Source organism: Oceanobacillus sp. FSL W7-1293 (assembly GCF_037969815.1).
Classification (GTDB): Bacteria; Bacillota; Bacilli; order Bacillales; family Amphibacillaceae; genus Oceanobacillus; species Oceanobacillus oncorhynchi.
Genome location: NZ_CP150212.1, coordinates 3,241,940 through 3,260,788, shown reverse-complemented (window position 1 = coordinate 3,260,788; position 18,849 = coordinate 3,241,940). Strand labels below are relative to the sequence as shown.

15 protein-coding genes are annotated in these 18,849 nt (G+C 38.5%); 9 read left to right on the top strand and 6 right to left on the bottom strand.

All coding sequences use genetic code 11. From position 1 onward, the window contains the following. Positions 1-72: 72 nt before the first annotated feature. The 3 genes from MKY65_RS15990 to MKY65_RS15980 all read left to right on the top strand — a co-directional run bounded on the left by MKY65_RS15990 (position 73) and on the right by MKY65_RS15980 (position 4,468). Positions 73-1,821 carry an ABC transporter ATP-binding protein gene (locus tag MKY65_RS15990; RefSeq protein WP_339178483.1) on the top strand — a complete coding sequence of 583 codons (1,749 nt, stop codon included), beginning with the start codon at positions 73-75 and terminating at the stop codon, positions 1,819-1,821. A 15-nt stretch (positions 1,822-1,836) separates the two neighbouring features. After that, positions 1,837-3,666, top strand: a complete 1,830-nt coding sequence (locus MKY65_RS15985; protein ID WP_339178481.1) for an ABC transporter ATP-binding protein — start codon at positions 1,837-1,839, stop codon at positions 3,664-3,666. Between the two features lie 139 nt (positions 3,667-3,805). Next, positions 3,806-4,468, top strand: coding sequence for a TrkA family potassium uptake protein (locus MKY65_RS15980; protein ID WP_339178479.1), 663 nt, complete (start codon positions 3,806-3,808; stop codon positions 4,466-4,468). A 72-nt stretch (positions 4,469-4,540) separates the two neighbouring features. On the opposite strand, the gene MKY65_RS15975 is transcribed toward MKY65_RS15980, so the two are convergent. From MKY65_RS15975 to def, 4 genes are all read right to left on the bottom strand, one after another. Further along, positions 4,541-5,164, bottom strand: coding sequence for a methyltransferase (locus MKY65_RS15975; protein ID WP_339178477.1), 624 nt, complete (start codon positions 5,162-5,164; stop codon positions 4,541-4,543). Between the two features lie 96 nt (positions 5,165-5,260). After that, a complete protein-coding gene (gene rnjA, locus MKY65_RS15970; RefSeq protein ID WP_339178475.1) occupies positions 5,261-6,928 on the bottom strand; it encodes a ribonuclease J1 in 1,668 nt (555 codons plus the stop codon). Between the two features lie 2 nt (positions 6,929-6,930). Next, entirely contained in the window at positions 6,931-7,140 is a 210-nt protein-coding gene (locus MKY65_RS15965; protein ID WP_339178473.1) for a DNA-directed RNA polymerase subunit epsilon, read from the bottom strand. Positions 7,141-7,591: 451 nt separating this feature from the next. Next, positions 7,592-8,143, bottom strand: a complete 552-nt coding sequence (def, locus tag MKY65_RS15960) for a peptide deformylase (protein ID WP_339178471.1) — start codon at positions 8,141-8,143, stop codon at positions 7,592-7,594. Positions 8,144-8,522: 379 nt separating this feature from the next. Here def and MKY65_RS15955 point away from each other — a divergent pair, with 379 nt between their 5' ends. The 5 genes from MKY65_RS15955 (at position 8,523) to lpdA (ending at position 14,424) form a co-directional block, all read left to right on the top strand. Next, complete coding sequence (locus MKY65_RS15955; RefSeq protein ID WP_339178469.1) at positions 8,523-9,206, top strand: YkyA family protein; 684 nt, start codon at positions 8,523-8,525, stop codon at positions 9,204-9,206. Positions 9,207-9,657: 451 nt separating this feature from the next. Beyond that, positions 9,658-10,740 carry a pyruvate dehydrogenase (acetyl-transferring) E1 component subunit alpha gene (gene pdhA / locus MKY65_RS15950; RefSeq protein WP_042535273.1) on the top strand — a complete coding sequence of 361 codons (1,083 nt, stop codon included), beginning with the start codon at positions 9,658-9,660 and terminating at the stop codon, positions 10,738-10,740. Between the two features lie 3 nt (positions 10,741-10,743). Beyond that, positions 10,744-11,721, top strand: a complete 978-nt coding sequence (locus MKY65_RS15945; RefSeq protein ID WP_339178466.1) for an alpha-ketoacid dehydrogenase subunit beta — start codon at positions 10,744-10,746, stop codon at positions 11,719-11,721. Positions 11,722-11,742: 21 nt separating this feature from the next. Further along, positions 11,743-13,014, top strand: a complete 1,272-nt coding sequence (locus MKY65_RS15940) for a dihydrolipoamide acetyltransferase family protein (RefSeq protein WP_339178464.1) — start codon at positions 11,743-11,745, stop codon at positions 13,012-13,014. 3 nt (positions 13,015-13,017) lie between these two features. Beyond that, positions 13,018-14,424, top strand: a complete 1,407-nt coding sequence (gene lpdA / locus MKY65_RS15935; RefSeq protein WP_042535266.1) for a dihydrolipoyl dehydrogenase — start codon at positions 13,018-13,020, stop codon at positions 14,422-14,424. A 446-nt stretch (positions 14,425-14,870) separates the two neighbouring features. Here the strand turns inward: lpdA and MKY65_RS15930 are convergent, their stop codons facing one another. Continuing rightward, a complete protein-coding gene (locus MKY65_RS15930) occupies positions 14,871-15,251 on the bottom strand; it encodes a hypothetical protein (protein WP_339178462.1) in 381 nt (126 codons plus the stop codon). Positions 15,252-15,531: 280 nt separating this feature from the next. After that, on the bottom strand, positions 15,532-17,160 hold the full coding sequence (locus tag MKY65_RS15925) for a BCCT family transporter (RefSeq protein WP_339185278.1): 1,629 nt from the start codon (positions 17,158-17,160) through the stop codon (positions 15,532-15,534). A 784-nt stretch (positions 17,161-17,944) separates the two neighbouring features. Here MKY65_RS15925 and MKY65_RS15920 point away from each other — a divergent pair. Continuing rightward, on the top strand, positions 17,945-18,832 hold the full coding sequence (locus MKY65_RS15920) for a polysaccharide deacetylase family protein (protein ID WP_339178459.1): 888 nt from the start codon (positions 17,945-17,947) through the stop codon (positions 18,830-18,832). Positions 18,833-18,849 lie beyond the last annotated feature (17 nt).

Here is an 18,849-nt window from a genome sequence, read left to right as displayed (position 1 = left end):
CAAAACAGTAGAAATTTATTTCGGAAACCGTTATATTAGTTATTACGGATTAGTGGAAAGGGGGAATTAATTTTGAATACCTTTAAAAAACTGAAGCATTTCTATTGGCCTTATAAAAAGTATTTTATTTGGTCGATTATCTGTATGCTTATCGTTACCAGTATTACGGTTGTTTATCCGATTATCCTGCAAATTACAATCGATGAAGTAGTTGCTGAACAGAGATATGGACTGATTCCTTATATCTGTGGTGTATTCTTAGGGTTAATGATGGTAAAGGGTATATCTACTTTTTTCTTTCAGTACCTGGGTGATTTATTTGGAATGACCTCTGTGTATAAGCTGCGTGAATCATTATACGATAAGCTGCAGGCGCTGGCGTTTAAATATTATGATAATGCCAAAACAGGGGATATTATGTCCCGGCTGACTGCAGATGTCGAAGGATTTCGTTTCTTTCTTTCTGTAGGTTTTGCAGAATTGATTCGCGTTGTGTCGTTGATGCTGATAAGTATTTCAGTTATGTTTTATTATTCTATTCCTCTAGCACTTATAACAATGGCGGCGATGCCGTTTCTGGCATTTGTTGTTTATAAATTTGATAAGCAGGTTCATCCGGCCTTTCGAAGTATCAGACGCTCCTTTGGAAAGTTAAATACAAGAGTGCAAGAAAATATAAGCGGGATGAATACGGTTAAATCATTATCAAGAGAAGACTTTGAGATTGGCAGATTTTCTGAAAGTAATGATAATTACCGCCAAAAATATTTGTTTACATCAGGTTTATGGGCAAAGTATTTCCCGGTGATGGAATTTATCGGAAATGTCAGTGCCGTTGTTTTATTAGCGTTCGGCGGTTTTTTTGTCATAAATGGATCCATGACGACCGGACAATTAATGGCTTTTTTCAGTTTAGTCTGGTTTATCATGGGGCCGCTTATGAACTTAGGATTTATTATTAATCAATTTTCACAGGCAAAAGCATCTGGAGAGCGGCTGCTGGAGATTCTTGAAGCGCCTGAAGATATTGAAGAAAAGGCTGATGCGATGGATGCTGATATTCAGGGTCATGTCACCTTTAAGGATGTCACATTAACATATATCGAAGAAGATGATGAAGCATTAAAACATGTCGGCTTCGATGCTCCGCCGGGCAAAACGATTGGATTGATCGGCGCAACGGGGGCAGGAAAAACAAGTATTACCCAGCTGCTTACGCGGTTTTATGAACCGGAGGAGGGGGAAGTTTTAATCGACGGACGTCCTGTTTCAGACTATAAGCTGAAAAGTCTCCGCAGCCAGATCGGTTTTGTTCTGCAGGAGCCGTTCCTGTTTTCCACAACCATTAAAGAAAATATTTCTTATGGTACACCAGGAATCCAGGAAGAAGATATTGTTGCAGCGGCAAAAATGGCGCAAGCGCATGATTTTATCATGGAGCTTCCAAAAGGATATGACACGCTTCTGGGAGAAAGAGGAATGGGGCTGTCCGGGGGACAGAAACAGCGGATAGCTATAGCCAGAGCCATTTGTATCGATCCGAGTATTCTTGTATTAGATGATGCAACGTCTGCTGTTGATATGCAGACGGAGCATAAGATTCAGAAGGCATTGCGGGAAGTGATGAAGAACAGAACATCCTTTATTATTGCGCACCGTATTTCCTCTTTAAAGCATGCGGATGAAATTTTAGTGCTGGAAGACGGGGAAATCGTTGAACGGGGCACCCATGACTTCTTGTTGAAAAATAAAGGTCCTTATGAACGTATTTATAATATCCAATATCAAGACCGCGAAGAGATTATGAGTGTGGTCAATTAAGGGGGGCGGCGTATATTGGCTAAAGCAAAAGAAACAAAAAAGCAAAGTAATCATCTGGAGCGATTTCACTATACAATAGACCAGACAATTGAAAAGCCGTTTAACTGGGAACAGATGTGGAGATTGCTTCAGTTCTTAAAGCCTTACTCCAAAACATACTTGCCCGGTGCGATTATTGCGATGATGATTGCTACAGTTGTCCGATTATCTATACCGATTCTGATCGGAAAGGTAGCTGTGGATGTGGCGATTGCCCAGAATGATGGAAATCTGTTAGTTTATCTTGTTGCAGGGATTGCTATTCTTTATATTATCAGTTTTATCGCCAATCGATTCCGGATCAAATGGGTAAATATTCTGGGGCAGAATGTGATCTATGATTTAAGGCAAAAGCTATTTTCCCATGTACAGAGACTGTCACATCGGTTTTTCGATAACCGCTCAGCAGGATCTATCCTTGTCCGGATTTTAAATGATATTAATTCTTTGCAGGAACTGTTTACCAATGGAATTATTAACCTGTTAATGGATATTTTAATGTTGAGCGGAATTATTATTATCCTGTTTATAATGAGCCCGCCTCTGGCGCTGGCGGTGGTAATCGTCATTCCTCTGATGTTTATTATATCAACTGCGTTAAGAAGGAAAATTAGAAGAGCATGGCAGCTGGTCCGCCTGCAGCAATCGAAAATGAATTCACATTTAAATGAAGGACTGCAGGGAATGCGTATTACCCAATCCTTCTCTCAAGAAAAAGAGAATGCGGAATTCTTTGATGGTGTAAATTCAGGATTCTTTAACAGCTCCCGTGATGCAGCGAAGAAAAGTGCTTTTTTTCGTCCGCTTGTAGATATCTGTGACGCAGCCGGAACCATTATATTAATCGCTTTTGGCTCTTACTTAATTTTGAACGGAACGATTGAATTAGGGACGTTTATTTCCTTTGCATTCTTCTTAGGAATGTTTTGGGAGCCGATTTCCAGGCTGGGGCAGATGTATAATCAGCTGCTGATGGCAATGGCCTCCTCCGAGCGTATTTTTGAATTTTTGGATGAACAGCCTAATGTGGAAGAAAAAGAAGGCGCATATCAATTTGAAAAGATGGATGGTCAAATTGAATTTGATGACGTTGAATTTGCTTATAATGCAGACCGGCTAGCGTTAAAAAAGATTTCTTTGAAGATGGAGGCCGGGCAGACGATTGCATTGGTTGGCCATACGGGAAGCGGGAAGTCTACCATTGCTAACCTGATCAGCCGGTTCTACGACCCTACATCAGGAGCGGTAAAAGTGGACGGACATGATCTGCGTGATGTCACGTTAGACAGCTTAAGACAGCGTATTAGTGTTGTTCTTCAAGATACGTTTATCTTTTCTGGAACAATTATGGAAAATATCCGCTTCGGCAGACCGGACGCGAAGGATGAAGAAGTAAAGGAAGCGGCAAAGGTTGTCGGAGCAAACAGTTTTATCAGCCGGTTAGCCAATGGTTACGAGACAGAAGTGGAAGAGCGGGGGAATATTCTATCTGCCGGTGAAAGACAATTATTATCCTTCGCAAGGGCGCTTTTGGCAAATCCGAGCATCATAATACTGGATGAAGCTACAGCAAGTATTGATACCGAATCGGAAGTGAAGATTCAAAAGGCGTTGAAACGTTTATTAAAAGGAAGAACGTCGATTATAATTGCCCATCGTCTGTCTACGATTCGAGAAGCAGACTGCATCTATGTTCTGGAGCAGGGAGAGGTTTTAGAATATGGAAATCATCAGGAATTAATGCAGCTGCACGGGAAATATTATGAACTTGTTAAATCACAGTTCACGATGCTGGATGCTATATAAAATAAAACGAAAGGAGCAGCTGAAATTTTGGCTGTTCTTTTTTTCTTTTATCGCAGTGCAACAGAAAGTAAAATCCCCCGCTGAATAATATTTTACATTATGTTAATATATAGGAATGAAAGACTGGAGGTTCCTTGTTATGAAAAAAGATTTTGCAGTAATTGGTCTTGGCAGATTTGGCGGAAGCATTTGTAAAGAACTAAGCGATAAAGGAATGCATGTTCTCGCAATTGATTCGGATGAGACGAAGGTCAATGAATATAAAAATATTGCTTATCATGCTGTCGGGCTTGATGCGACAGATGAAGATGCCCTGAAAGAGATAGGGATTACCAATTTTGATCATGTTATCGTAGCTATCGGAGAAAATATCCAGGCAAGTATTCTGGCCGCAGTTATCTTGACTGATTTAGAAATAAGAAGAATCACGGTAAAGGCACAGAATGACTATCATGAAAAAATCCTGAATCGGATTGGCGTTCATCATGTCGTCCATCCGGAAAGGGATATGGGCAAGCGGCTGGCACACAGCTTTATATCCAATAATATTTTAGAGTATCTGGAGCTATCCAACGAGCACAGTATCGTAGAGGTTATCGCAGGCAAGAAAATGATTGGTAAAAATTTAATTACACTGGATGTCCGGGCAAAGTTCGGGTGCAATATTGTTGCGATAAAAAGAGGATCAGAAATTGATGTATCCCCAGAAGCAGATCAGCCTCTCCATGAAGGAGATATACTTATTGTGATTGGGGCAGATCAGGATATTAACCGGTTTGAAAAAGCATTTATTTTTGATTAACTATAAATGCGCCCTCTTTAAAAGACCCTTCACGTTGAATATCATCGTGAAAGGGTCTTTTCCAGTTGTCAGCTAAAGCCGCTCATTGCCAAAGCGGTAGATAAGAAGACGCTCGTCTGGATTCAGCCAGTATGCTTTTAGTTTTATTTCCTGCAATAATTCAAAAGGGCTGTCATATTCAAGGAATTGAATATATGTATCATGAGGATAATAGAGAATAATATCTACCACCCTCGGGGCCTCTTCAACTGATTTCAAAATATTAGAGGTTATACGCTTAAAAATTTGTACAGAAAAAGGATTGAAAAAATAAAAATGATTATCTTTTGCACGAATCTTATATTCCTCTGCTAAGCAGCAAATAAATTGAATATCGGTCTGTTTGTTCTCGGCATTTATTGATTGTGTATATGTTTGTAAGTTATGCTGGGCATTGTTAAAAAAATGCATGTCCATTTCTATGCCAGTAACTGATATCTGCTGAAAAAAATCAAGGTAAAAGGCTAAACGTCCTTTTCCGCATCCAAAATCAATGACAGTGCCTTGTTTATCAAGCGTATAATTTTTTGTTAATTTTTCCAAAGCGCTGTATGGAGTCGGCTCATAAGGATTGTAATGATGTGACTCAGGATAGATTGTTTTCTTGTCCTCGGTGGTATGAATATGCAACAGCTTATCATAATATTTATCCTTCATAAACAAGTACCTCTTTCTGGACAGCAATGCCGTCCATTTTAAAGAAAAGCTCCATTCTCCAAAAATAACTTTTCAGGAGAATGGAGCTTCTGTTCTTTATATTTCCATAATGATTGGTAAAACCATTGGACGACGTTTCGTTTTTTCATATAAGAATGGAGCAATCGTATCTGTAATTTCATTTTTAATTTCAGACCATTGTGTTGTACGACGTTCCATTACTTTTTCTAAATGCTTAGCGACAAGTTTTTGTGCATCGTTGATAAGGTCTTCTGATTCACGCATATAGACAAAACCGCGAGAAATAATATCTGGACCTGATTCAATTTTAAATTCTTTCATGTTGATACTTACAACAACAATAACTAAGCCTTCTTCAGAGAGAATTCTGCGGTCTCTAAGAACAATATTCCCGATATCGCCAATTCCGCTACCATCTACATAGATAGAACCGGACGGGATTTTACCTGCAATTGCAGCTTGTTCTTTTCCAAGGGCCAGTACATCCCCATTGTCCATGATGAAGGAATGATTTTCTTGGACCCCGCAGGCTTCAGCCAATTTCATATGCTCGATCAACATACGATACTCTCCATGAATCGGCATGAAGAATTTCGGTCTAATCAATCGAAGCATAAGTTTTTGTTCTTCTTGACTTCCGTGACCAGAAGTATGAATATTATTCAGTTTTCCATGAATAACGTCTGCTCCTGCACGGTATAATTTATTGATTGTTCTGCTTACGCTGACAGTGTTTCCCGGGATTGGTGATGATGAAAATACAACGGTATCTCCAGGAATAAGCTGAATTTGCCGGTGTGTTCCATTAGCAATACGGGAAAGTGCTGCCATGGTTTCGCCTTGTGAACCAGTACAGAGGATCGTCACTTCATTTGCCGGAAGACGATTGATTTGGTTCCCCTCAATAAACGTATCCTTAGGTGCCTGAATGTATCCCAGCTCCTGTCCGATGTTTATTGCAGATTCCATACTTCTTCCAAAGACAGCAACTTTACGGTTATGCCTCACGGACGCTTCAACTACTTGCTGGAGGCGATAAATATTAGACGCAAACGTAGCAAAAATCAGTCTGCCGTCAACACGGCTGAATATATCCTGGATGCTTTCGCCAACGACACTTTCTGACATTGTAAAACCAGGTACTTCACTATTTGTACTATCGGATAGGAGGCATAGTACCCCTTCTTCGCCAATTTGAGCCATTTTTGCAAGGTTTGCCGGTTCACCGACTGGCGTGAAATCAAATTTGAAATCGCCGGTATGAACGATATTTCCAGGCGGTGTTTTGACAACAATCCCAAAAGCATCTGGAATACTGTGTGTAACACGGAAAAAGCTAACGGAAGTTTTACGGAATTTAATCACATCATCTTCTTGAATAGGAATTAGCTTGGTACTGCGTAATAAACCATGTTCTTCTAATTTATTACGGATTAACCCAAGCGCTAATTTTCCAGCATAAATTGGCACATTAATTTGTTTTAATAAGAATGGGATTCCACCAATATGATCTTCGTGACCATGTGTAACAAAAAGACCTTTGATTTTATCTTGATTTTGAACAAGATAGGTGTAATCCGGAATTACATAATCAATACCAAGAAGGTCATCCTCAGGGAATTTAATTCCTGAATCGATAAGGATAATCTCATCCTGAAATTGAACTGCATACGTATTTTTGCCGATTTCCCCAAGTCCGCCCAGGGCAAATACAGCAGTCTGATCATTTTTTACAAACTTCATTCTTATACGTTCTCCACTTCAAAATTGCCAGTACTTTTTTCGTATTCGAGATGTGCCTCATCTAATACTTGAATGTACTCAATGTTAATATTGCGGTCACTAATTTTTGTTCTTGCTTCTCTTACGGATTCAGCTTCTACATAGAGGCTCTCCGTACGTTCTCTTACAGGCACTTCTTCACGTGATGCCTGATATAATACTTTAAAAATCATTTCATCTCTCCTTTAAAATTTAAAAACTTTATTTAGTCAGGGTTATTCTTTAGATGTGTTATATTCCGTTATAAAAGGCAAGTTTCCGTCAGCTCACCTGAAAAATGGCTTTTCTAATTAAGAATGATATTCTTATTTGGCTGTTTATTATTTATTAGTAGTTGGTACGCGTCCCTCTTTGCCTAGTAAATCCTTCAAACGTTTTTTTAGTTTCTCTTTAAGACGTTTCAGCATAAGGACTCACTTCTCCTTCCGATAATATAGAAAAGCAAATTTAACCCTCTACCGTCCAATCCTCTTATCTATAGTATAGTACGAAATTGGAAAGAATTAAATAAAAAACGATAAATAATAAAAAATATTCCTTTGTTCGTGTTTGCTAAACTATTTCTATCATCGTCTAAATCAGCAATTTTATACAGTTTGAAAAGAATTTTCCGGGAGCGCTAAATTAACTGATTTCAATGGAATTATCCGGAATGGCAAAAGGATTGTTCCCGTTGATCCGGTCAAAAAACATAATACCGTTTGTATGATCGATTTCGTGTTGAAAAACAATAGCCGGATAATCTTTTAAACGTAATTTAACTGGATTATCATTCATATCTGTTGCAGTTATAGTAATACGAGCGTGTCTTGGGACATATCCTTCTATAACACGGTCAACAGATAAGCAGCCCTCTCCATTTTGCAAGTATGCCTGCTCTACAGAGTGACTGATGATCTTAGGGTTGGCCAGTCCCATACTGTATTTTTTTCCTTTGCTGTCTTCGAAATGCAGTGCAATCAATTGTTTTTCAATGCCAAGCTGAGGGGCAGCCAGACCTACTCCGGCTCTTAAATTATATTTTTCAGCTATTTCATCATCTTGACTGTTTTTTAAGAATTGAAGCATATCTTCTAATAATTGTTTGTTTTCCGCAGACAGCGGAACATCTACCTTATCGGCTTTTTTTGTTAAAGAAGGATGTCCTTCCCTGACAATATCTTTCATTGTTATCATGTTTACGACTCCTTTATATCTGTTTATTTACGTTATAGAGGATGTTCAAAAGGTCTCTGAATAACAAGCGGCAAACTCTTTTATTGACTTGGCTTTTCCCTGGCGAAGCGATTACTCGACACATTGAAAATCGTTTGTTCCTTTTGAACACGTTAGCTTAAATTAGAAAATAATGTGAGACAAGTCTGTTGCTTATCATAACACATAAATTTAAACATGGATGATATTTCATATTATAAAATAGGAGGGGAGGATGTAAAAGGTTTTGCTCTAGTCTTTCCTGAACTTCGCATCATATGTTACAATTTTAGTCGTATATAGTTTAAAAAACGGATACATAGGAGAAACAAAAAGAAACGTACATATTGGAGGTTTTTTTGTGTCAAAAAAAGGTTATTTATATGCAATTATTATTTCTTCTTTATTACTCATTGCTGCATGCAGCAGTAAATCTGCTGAAGAACAAATACATGATCATCTTGAAGAAGCCATTCAAATAGAAGAAGGATATGAAACACAGCAGCAGGAAATTGAAGAACTGGAACAACAGGAACAGGAAATATTCAGTCAGATCGTGGAGCTTGATATGGAGCAATTTGATCAAATTCAAGAATTATCACAGGAAGCCATTTCTATCGTTGAACAAAAGCAGGAAAAGCTTGGTGAAGAAAGAGAAAGCATTGAAGCTTCTCAAGAAGAATTTGAACAAGTGGAGTCCCTTATCTCTGATTTAGAGGAAGAAAATGTTCAGCAGGAAGCAGAAAGCATGTATGATATCATGATAGAGCGATATACAACATACTATGACTTAAATGATACGTATCAAACTTCCGTTGACCAGGAAAAAGAGTTATATGAAATGCTGCAGCAGGAAGAGCTTGAACAGGATGAAGTAACCAGTCATTTAGAAGCTTTAAATGAAAATTATGAAGGAATTATTGCATTGAATGAAGAATTTAATCAATTGACAGCTGACTATAATGAAGCAAAACGTACATTTTATGAAGCATCTGATTTAAATGTAAGTTATGAAGACGAACCAGATGCCGATACAGAAGAATAATTACCGTTAAGCACCTCCTGCTCAGGAAAAACCTGAGCAGGAGGTTTTTTTGACAGGAAGAATCCAGATGTTCTCATAGAGCGTATGTATGCTGCAAAGAAAAAATTACAGCACGATGTTTTATGCTGAAATGATACAAAATTGATACAGTTTTTTTACATAGTAATACAGTTTTTACTTGATGGAACAGGGAGCAGCAACCCCTTGGATAATATATCAATGTACAAGAAACAAACTGATTGACCATCCATAAAAAATGAGCTAAGATAATAGGAGATAAAAATTGTATTACTTTCTATTGCTCGTCCTTTTAGAACAGTAGTGATAAAATAATACAGATTAAAAATTTCTGCATTAGGGTAAAGGTATTAGTATGTAATTTTTATTGTTTAAGGGTAGAATAGTAAAAGAATACTTAATTTTGATATAAGAAAGGAAGAGGTGAATCATTTTGAAACAGGTACTTGAAAATATTGAAAACCAATTCGAAATGTTCCAAGTTCTAGATGAAAATGGAAAAGTTGTAAACAAAGATGATCTCCCTGATTTATCAGATGATGAATTGAAGGAGTTAATGAGACGCATGGTATATACACGTATACTTGATCAGCGTTCCATTGCACTTAACCGTCAAGGACGCTTAGGTTTCTATGCGCCGACTGCCGGTCAGGAGGCTTCTCAGTTAGGAAGTCAATTTGCATTAGAGCAAGATGATTTTATTTTACCGGGATATCGTGATGTTCCACAGTTGATTTGGCAGGGACTTCCATTATACCAAGCTTTCTTATTCTCTAAAGGACATTTTCACGGAAACCAATATCCGGATGAAGTAAGAGCGTTAAGCCCGCAAATTATAATCGGTGCACAGTATGTTCAAACAGCTGGTGTAGCGCTTGGTTTGAAAAAACGCGGCAAGAAGAATGTAGCAATCACTTATACAGGTGACGGCGGTACTTCTCAAGGTGATTTCTACGAAGGAATAAACAATGCTGGCGCATTTAAAGCTCCTGCTATTTTTGTTGTGCAAAATAACCGTTTTGCTATTTCTGTTCCTGTAGAAAAACAAACCAATGCAAAAACATTAGCTCAAAAAGCTGTTGCTGCTGGAATTGAAGGAATTCAAGTAGACGGCATGGACGTTTTAGCAGTTTATGCAGCAACTAAAATGGCTCGTGACCGTGCAGTAGCAGGTGAAGGCCCTACCTTAATCGAAACATTAACTTACCGCTTTGGACCGCATACCATGTCTGGTGATGATCCAACTCGCTACCGTACAGAAGATATGGACAAAGAGTGGGAGCAAAAAGATCCGCTTGTTCGTTTCCGTAAATACCTCGAAGGTAAAAAACTTTGGACAGAAGAAGACGAGAACAAAGTAATTGACGAAGCGAAAGAAGATATTAAAAAAGCAATTAAACAAGCTGAACAACAGCCTAAACAAAAAGTTACTGATTTAATTGATAATATGTATGAAGAGCTTCCAACTCATTTACAGGAGCAAAAAGAAATCTATCAAGCAAAGGAGTCGAAATAAATCATGGCACAAATGACAATGATTCAAGCAATCACTGATGCAATGCGCGTTGAGCTGAAAAATGACGAAAACGTGCTTGTATTTGGTGAAGATGTTGGACAAAATGGCGGAGTTTTCCGTGCTACGGAAGGTCTTCAAGATGAATTTGGCGAAGATCGTGTATTTGATACGCCGCTTGCTGAATCAGGAATTGGCGGCTTAGCCATTGGTTTAGCAATGGAAGGGTTCCGCCCGGTTCCAGAAATCCAGTTTTTCGGCTTCGTTTATGAAGTAATGGATTCAATCAACGGACAAATGGCTCGTTTACGTTATCGTTCCGGCGGTCACTATAATGCACCAATTACTGTTCGTGCACCATTTGGCGGCGGGGTTCATACGCCTGAACTGCATGCTGACTCTTTAGAAGGACTTATTGCACAACAGCCGGGTATGAAAGTAGTTATTCCTTCTACACCATATGAAGCAAAAGGACTGCTTATTTCTGCAATTCGTGATAATGATCCGGTTGTATTTTTAGAGCATATGAAGTTATACCGTTCTTTCCGCGGCGAAGTTCCGGAAGAAGATTATACTGTGGAGCTTGGAAAAGCAGACGTAAAACGCGAAGGTACTGACGTTACGTTACTTGCTTATGGCGCAATGGTGCATTCTTCATTAAAAGCAGCTGAAGAATTAGAGAAAGATGGTATTTCAGTAGAAGTAATCGACTTGCGTACGGTTTCTCCAGTAGATTATGAAACCATTTTAGAGTCTGTTAAGAAAACAAATCGTGTCGTATTTGTCCAAGAAGCGCAGCGTCAAGCTGGTATTGCTGGACAAGTTATTTCTGAAGTGCAAGAAAGAGCAATTTTACATTTAGAAGCTCCTATTCTTCGTGTTACTGCACCAGACACAGTTTATGCATTCTCTGATGCAGAGGAAGTATGGCTGCCAGACCATAAAGACATTGTTGAAAGAGTAAACGAAGTAATCAATTTCTAAATTATTTAGGAGGTCAAATCCATGGCATTTAATTTTAAATTACCAGATATCGGTGAAGGAATTCACGAAGGCGAGCTTGTTAAATGGTTCGTTAAAGAAGGCGACGAAGTAAAAGAAGACGATGTGCTTTGTGAAATTCAAAATGATAAATCTGTTGTTGAGATTCCATCTCAGGTAGACGGAACAGTTACAAAAATCCATGTGGCAGAAGGTGAAGTTGCAGTTGTAGGTGATACGTTAATTTCATTTGATGCAGAAGGATACGATGATGAAGAAGAGGAAGATACTAAATCAGATGATGCTTCTTCTGAATCAAAAGAGCAAAAAGCGGAAGAAAATGCGGATCAAGCGTCTGAAGACAACGCCTCTGAATCAGATGACAAACGTGTTATCGCGATGCCTTCTGTTCGTAAATTCGCACGTGAAAATGATGTGAATATTAAAGATGTACAAGGATCCGGCAAAAACGGACGTATTACAAAAGAAGATGTAGAAAGCTTCTTAAGCGGAGATCAGCCTGAGACTTCTTCTGAATCTGCAGAACCGGCAACTTCTGAAGATACACAAGCAGCAGCTGCTCCACAAGGACAGTATCCGGAAACACGCGAGAAAATGACAGCAATGCGTAAAGCAATTGCTAAATCAATGGTTAACTCTAAATCAAAAGCTCCGCACGTTACGTTAATGGACGAAGTGGACGTTACAGAATTAGTAGCTCACCGTAAGAAATTCAAAGCAGTTGCAGCAGAACAGGAAATCAAGTTAACGTACATGCCATATGTCGTTAAAGCATTGGTATCTGCGTCTAAGAAATTCCCAATCCTTAACTCTTACATTGATGATGCAACAGATGAAATTGTAGAAAAACATTACTACAATGTCGGAATTGCTGCAGATACAGATCGCGGACTTTTAGTACCGGTTGTGAAAGATGCAGATAAAAAATCTATCTTCCAGATTTCTGATGAAATCAATGAATTGGCAGTTAAAGCGAGAGATGGTAAACTGAAACCAGACGAAATGAAAGGTGCTTCCAATACGATTTCCAATATTGGTTCAGCTGGCGGTCAGTGGTTCACTCCAGTATTAAACTATCCAGAGGCAGCTATTCTCGGAATTGGTCGTATTGCTGAAAAACCTGTCGTTCGTGATGGTGAAATCGTAGTGGCTCCAGTTCTTGCTGTATCCCTAAGCTTTGATCATCGTATCGTTGATGGTGCAACTGCTCAAAATGCATTGAACCAAATCAAACGTTTATTGAATGACCCACAATTAATTATGATGGAGGCGTAAGTCATGGTAGTAGGAGATTTCCCGGTAGAAGTAGACACACTTGTCGTTGGTGCTGGTCCAGGAGGCTATGTTGCAGCAATTCGTGCAGCACAGCTGGGACAAAAGGTTACAATTGTTGACAAAGGTGAATTAGGCGGCGTTTGTTTAAACGTTGGATGTATCCCTTCTAAAGCACTTATTGAAGCAGGACACAAATATCAGAATGCAAAAGGCTCTGATGATTTAGGTATTACAACAGAAAACGTAAGTCTTGACTTCTCTAAAGTACAAGATTGGAAAGCATCTGTTGTAAACAAACTTACTTCTGGTGTTCAAGGACTTTTAAAAGGAAATAAAGTGGATATTGTAAAAGGGGAAGCTTACTTCGTAGATGAGCATACGGTAAAAGTTGCCGGCGAAAAAGACTCTCAAACTTACAAATTTAACAACTGTATTCTTGGTACTGGTTCTTCACCAATTGAAATCCCTTCTTTCAAATTCTCTGAAAGAGTATTGGATTCTACAGGAGCATTGGCTCTAACTGAAGTTCCTGAAAAATTAGTTGTTATCGGTTCTGGTTATGTTGGAACTGAGCTCGGTACAGCTTATGCAAACTTCGGCACAGAAGTAACGTTCTTAGAAGGTGCTAAAGATATTCTTGGCGGCTTTGAAAAACAAATGACCCAAGTTGTTAAAAAAACGCTTGATAAAAAAGGTGCTAAAATTGTTACAGAAGCAATGGCTAAAGGCGCAGAAGAAACAAAAGACGGTGTAAAAGTTACTTACGAAGCAAATGGCAAAGAAGAAGTCATTGAAGCTGATTACGTACTTGTTACAGTAGGGCGCCGTCCAAACACAGAAGAACTCGGCTTAGAACAAATTGGCGTTGAAAAAGATGACAGAGGCTTGATTAAAGTGGATAATCAAGGAAGAACTTCTGTAAGCAACATCTTTGCAATCGGCGATATTGTTCCTGGTCCGGCGCTTGCTCATAAAGCATCTTATGAAGCTAAAATTGCCGCAGAAGCAATCAGCGGTGAAAAAGCAGCTATTGACTACAACGCTATTCCGGCAGTAGCATTTACGGAACCTGAATTAGCAACAGTAGGTCTGTCTGAACAAGCTGCGAAAGACGCGGGCTATGATGTAAAAGCTGCGAAATTCCCATTTGCAGCAAATGGACGTGCATTATCGTTGAACACATCAGAAGGCTTTGTGAAACTGGTTACACGCAAAGAAGATGGTCTTATCATTGGCGGCCAAATCGCTGGTCCAAATGCGAGTGACATGATTTCTGAAATCGGACTGGCAATTGAAGCTGGAATGACAGCAGAAGATATTGCATTGACTATCCATGCTCATCCAACACTAGGCGAGATTACGATGGAAGCTGCAGAAGTAGGCTTGGGCACACCAATCCACACAATGTAATTTTTATTAAAAAAAGGCATGCTCCGGGTATATATCCGGACATGCCTTTTTTGAGGGATAAGAAAGCATAAATACACTGTCCGCAGAAAGCGACTTCCTAAGACTGGGACTGCGATTACCAATGTTGTCAGGTTAATGAATTTTCTTAAATTCAATACAAATAACAATAAAACTATCTAGCGTAGTGTTTTTCCGCAGCGGTAGCACAAACCTGACAATATTGCTCCGATTACTCGTCCCATCGAAAACCATTGCGAGTACCCGCCCCATCGAAAAACCGTTGCAGCGGACAACTCTTAGGTAAGAACACGGGTGTTTTAAAGATCTGGTGGTGTTTTTGCTTTTCTTAATATAAAAAGGGAATCAGCAGCCTGCTTTGAGGTGCCTGACTCCCTTTTATCATGCAATAAATCTATTCTGAAGGGTTTTACTCCTTCATGCAGGACTTAATAAATAATTTGATCATTTGCGCTGACAATGGATTCTAAAGTCTCCATAAGATCTCCGCGTGACATGTGATTTTCAATCGAGTAGATAACGTCTTCATCTTTAAGTAAGTAGACACTGTTATTATTCAAAGTATAATCTGGCGGCAACTCCTGATTATCCATGGTACGTTTTTCCGGACTGGAAATTTCTTCTGGATATTTTGCCTTCAAATCAATAAATGTATTCATATAACTATCATTATCTTCAGCTGGAGGAACATATATAACGTGATAATCTGTAAATTCGAATTCAATAACTTGCATGTTCTCTTCGTGTTGACAGCTATTTAATATGGGAATCATAGTAAATAAAAGTAGAATGATACCAAAATTCTTCATTCTATGTCACCTCTTCCCGAAAATAAAAGCGCTGACTGTCACTTTTGTTTTCGCTGGATATACGTAGTTTAACAAATAAAATCCAGTATTTAAGAGATGTTATAAAATAGTAATAAAAATGATATTAGAGTAACATTCTTTTGTAGCAATGTGTAATACTTTAAAGGAAAAGTAATGATATACACGTTTTGATGTCGAAAAATCATATAAAGAAAAAGCTCCCCTTAAGGAGAGCTTTTTCTTTAATATTCTTTCATTCCTCAGTACAGCTTTTTGTGAATTAAGATTCGGGTCTGTTTTCTTCCTGGTCAACCTCAGGAAGTGTTTTCTTGAAGCCTTCTCTCATTTTCCTTATTTCTTTCTTCTGATTTTCACGGAACTCTGGATCATATCTGCGCTGTCTAGCTTCCAAAGTTAAAATTTTATGTTCACTTTTCAGTGATTTGAAGAGAGCAATCGTCATAAGAATCATTAAGAAAGCAAATGGGAATGCTGCAATTAGCATGGCCATTTCTAAGGCGCCCAAACCGCCAGACCATAATAATACAGAAGCAATCGCAGCTAAAATTAGTCCCCAAACAACTTTTATACCCATGCTAGGGTTTAGTTTACCACCTGTTGTAAGCATACCTAGGACAAAGGTTCCTGAATCAGCAGAAGTAATGAAGAAACATGAAATCAAGATTACTGCAATACCGATGACAACAGAAGCCATTGGCATGGATTCAAGGAAAGCAAATAAAGCTACTTCTTCGCCCATTTCACTCATTAATTGATGAATCATACCACCTTGGGAAATATCCATCTCCAGTCCTGCTATACCAAAAACAGAGAACCAGAAAGCACTGAAAATTACTGGTACAGCAGTAACTCCGATAACAAACTCACGAATCGTTCTTCCTCTAGAAACCCTGGCAATAAATGTTCCAACAAATGGAGACCAGCCAATCCACCATGCCCAATAAAAAAGTGTCCAATCATTTAGGAATTCTCTGTTTCCTTCAAACGCATTCGTACTGAAAGTCATACTTGGGAGGTTTTGAAAATAATTCCCCAATGTTGTTGTAAAAGATTCAACCATTTGTGTAGAAGAACCTAGAATAAATACAAAAATCATCAACCCAATAGCAAGGACAACATTTGCCCAACTCAGATAGCGAATCCCTCTGTTAATGCCTGTAGTAGCAGATAACATAAATAACGCTGTGATAATGATAATAACAATCAGATTAACGGTAAAGTTATTAGGAATTACGTCGAATGTAAAATTTAACCCGGCCGTAATCTGTGTTGCCCCAAGCCCAAGGGAAGTGGCAATACCAAATACCGTTGCGAAAACTGCTAGTGTATCAATAGCTACTCCCCAGCCGCCTTTTGCACGGTCTCCTAGCAACGGTGCAAAAGCTGAACTGATTAGAGCTGGCGCCCGATGGCGGAATTTAAAATAAGCAAGTGTCAATGCAAGTACTGCATAAGTAGCCCATGGATGGAAACCCCAATGGAATAAAGTGTACTGCATCGACTGTTCCGCTGCAGCTATTGTTTCTGGTTCAGCAGAAGACGGTGAATAATAATGGGACACAGGTTCTGTCACACCGTAGAATACGAGACCAACTCCCATACCGGCGGTGAATAAAAAGGCAAACCAAGTAAAATAGCTATATTCCGGTTTGTCATCCGGTTTTCCTAGTTTAATTTTCCCGTAGGGCCCGAAGATAAGAAACAATGCAACAAAAATAAAACCTGTTGTAACCAGCATATAAAACCAGCCAAATGTGTTAGAAATGTAATTATCAATGACGCCTAAGACATTTTCGACATTTTCAGGGAAAAATGTTCCCCAAATAAGAAATACAAGTATCAGTGATATAGATACCCAAAAAACAGGTGTAATTGTTTTTAATTTAATAAGTATGACCTCCTTATGTTATAACATTAAGCAATGTAAGCTAAGCAGTGTCACCATCTTCTTATACATTTCAATGTTCATCCAATCTGGTTGCTGTAATGTAAAAAAGTTCAATTCATTGGTGTTTCTTATAATTCCCTTTTAGAAGAGAGTTTATCCAGAGACTGATAATGAAATTAAAACAATACAAAAGATTATGACACAAATTCAAATCACAGCAATTTTACTGTAATATGGATTTCAACTTTTGTAACGTCAGTTAGTAATTAAGCGCGAAATAGATTGCATAGCGTCAGAATAACTAAGCTGCTGCTTAAAGTAATATCTTTTCCGTTTTTTAGACTGGTTTTATGTCGATTCATTCCCTCTTCTTTTGTTAAATACCTATAACAGACTAACAATCCTTTAACCTTATTGTCAACCTTTTGATTTAACACCTGTACAAGCAGACGATAGAAGTATGTACCCTGTCAAGGCTGTATATCATCTAAAGTAATTTCGCCTGCAGATAACCTGGAAGGGCTTTCTCCGATGGTAGTTTGTATTGATGTTTTGGTAATTTGAAATTCATATCAACTATTTTATTTTGATATCGAAAGAATAAAGACAGTGTCGCTTTATGTATTTTAAATTCTTAGCTTACTAGTTTATTTAATTAATCATTTTCAAAAAAATCAAACGTATTGGATTCTTTTTCTTTAATAATACTTCGGTTGCTCATTGTAAAAAACTCACTTATAATAAAATCAGAATTTTATAATGGATTATGGGGGTTTTTGATAATATGTTACGAAAAAGCGGCTTTATTGTCGTATTCATTCTACTCGTTGGAGTGATGGCGGCTTGCAGTTCGAATGATAATGAGGAAAGCAGTGCAGAACAATCTGGGGAGGAGACAGAAGCTCCAGAAGAAAATACCGAGAGCCAAGAGAATGAAGATTCGGATGAAAATGAAACAAATGAACAAGAAGCAGAAGAAGGCAATGAGGAGGAAAACGCAGAGAATCAAGAGCCGATTTACTACATAGACGAAGAAACAGCAGCGATTCATCCTATAGACGATGCAGATGAGAATGTAGTTCTTCTTACCATTGATGATGCACCTGATGAGTATGCTCTGGAAATGGCTGAAACCTTACAGGAAAAGGATGCGAAAGCAATATTTTTTGTGAATGGGCACTTTATTGAAGATGAAGAAGGGCAAGAAGCGTTAAAAACCATTCATGAAATGGGATTCCCAATCGGTAACCATACGTATTCTCATCCGGTAATTCCAGAAATTCCTGAGGATGAACAAACAGAGGAAATCATCAGCCTAAACGATAAAATCGAAGAAATTATTGGTGAACGTCCGCAATTCTTCCGGGCACCGCATGGCGCGAATTCAGATCATTCACGCGAGGTTGTTAAGGAAGAAGGAATGGTTTTAATGAATTGGACGTACGGTTTTGACTATTTTGAGGAATATCAGGATGCAGATAAATTAAAAGAAGCCCTGATTTCAGGAGAAGCGCCTGAGATAGATATTAATTATTCATTATTACAGCCTGGGGCCAATATCCTGATGCATGACCGTGAATGGACAAATGAAGCACTGGGTGACGTTATTGACGGTCTTCGAGATCAGGGTTATGAGATGGCTGATCCGAATTTAATTGAAACATTAGAATAAAAACATGTGGAGGGGAC

Excerpts from the sequence above, each read along its gene's own strand:
- MKY65_RS15980 (WP_339178479.1), top strand. The coding sequence starts at position 3,806 with ATGAAAAAAGATTTTGCAGTAATTGGTCTTGGCAGATTTGGCGGAAGC.
- MKY65_RS15975 (WP_339178477.1), bottom strand. The coding sequence starts at position 5,164 with ATGAAGGATAAATATTATGATAAGCTGTTGCATATTCATACCACCGAG.
- rnjA (WP_339178475.1), bottom strand. The coding sequence starts at position 6,928 with ATGAAGTTTGTAAAAAATGATCAGACTGCTGTATTTGCCCTGGGCGGA.
- MKY65_RS15965 (WP_339178473.1), bottom strand. The coding sequence starts at position 7,140 with ATGATTTTTAAAGTATTATATCAGGCATCACGTGAAGAAGTGCCTGTA.
- def (WP_339178471.1), bottom strand. The coding sequence starts at position 8,143 with ATGATAACAATGAAAGATATTGTCAGGGAAGGACATCCTTCTTTAACA.
- MKY65_RS15945 (WP_339178466.1), top strand. The coding sequence starts at position 10,744 with ATGGCACAAATGACAATGATTCAAGCAATCACTGATGCAATGCGCGTT.
- MKY65_RS15940 (WP_339178464.1), top strand. The coding sequence starts at position 11,743 with ATGGCATTTAATTTTAAATTACCAGATATCGGTGAAGGAATTCACGAA.
- lpdA (WP_042535266.1), top strand. The coding sequence starts at position 13,018 with ATGGTAGTAGGAGATTTCCCGGTAGAAGTAGACACACTTGTCGTTGGT.
- MKY65_RS15930 (WP_339178462.1), bottom strand. The coding sequence starts at position 15,251 with ATGAAGAATTTTGGTATCATTCTACTTTTATTTACTATGATTCCCATA.
- MKY65_RS15920 (WP_339178459.1), top strand. The coding sequence starts at position 17,945 with ATGTTACGAAAAAGCGGCTTTATTGTCGTATTCATTCTACTCGTTGGA.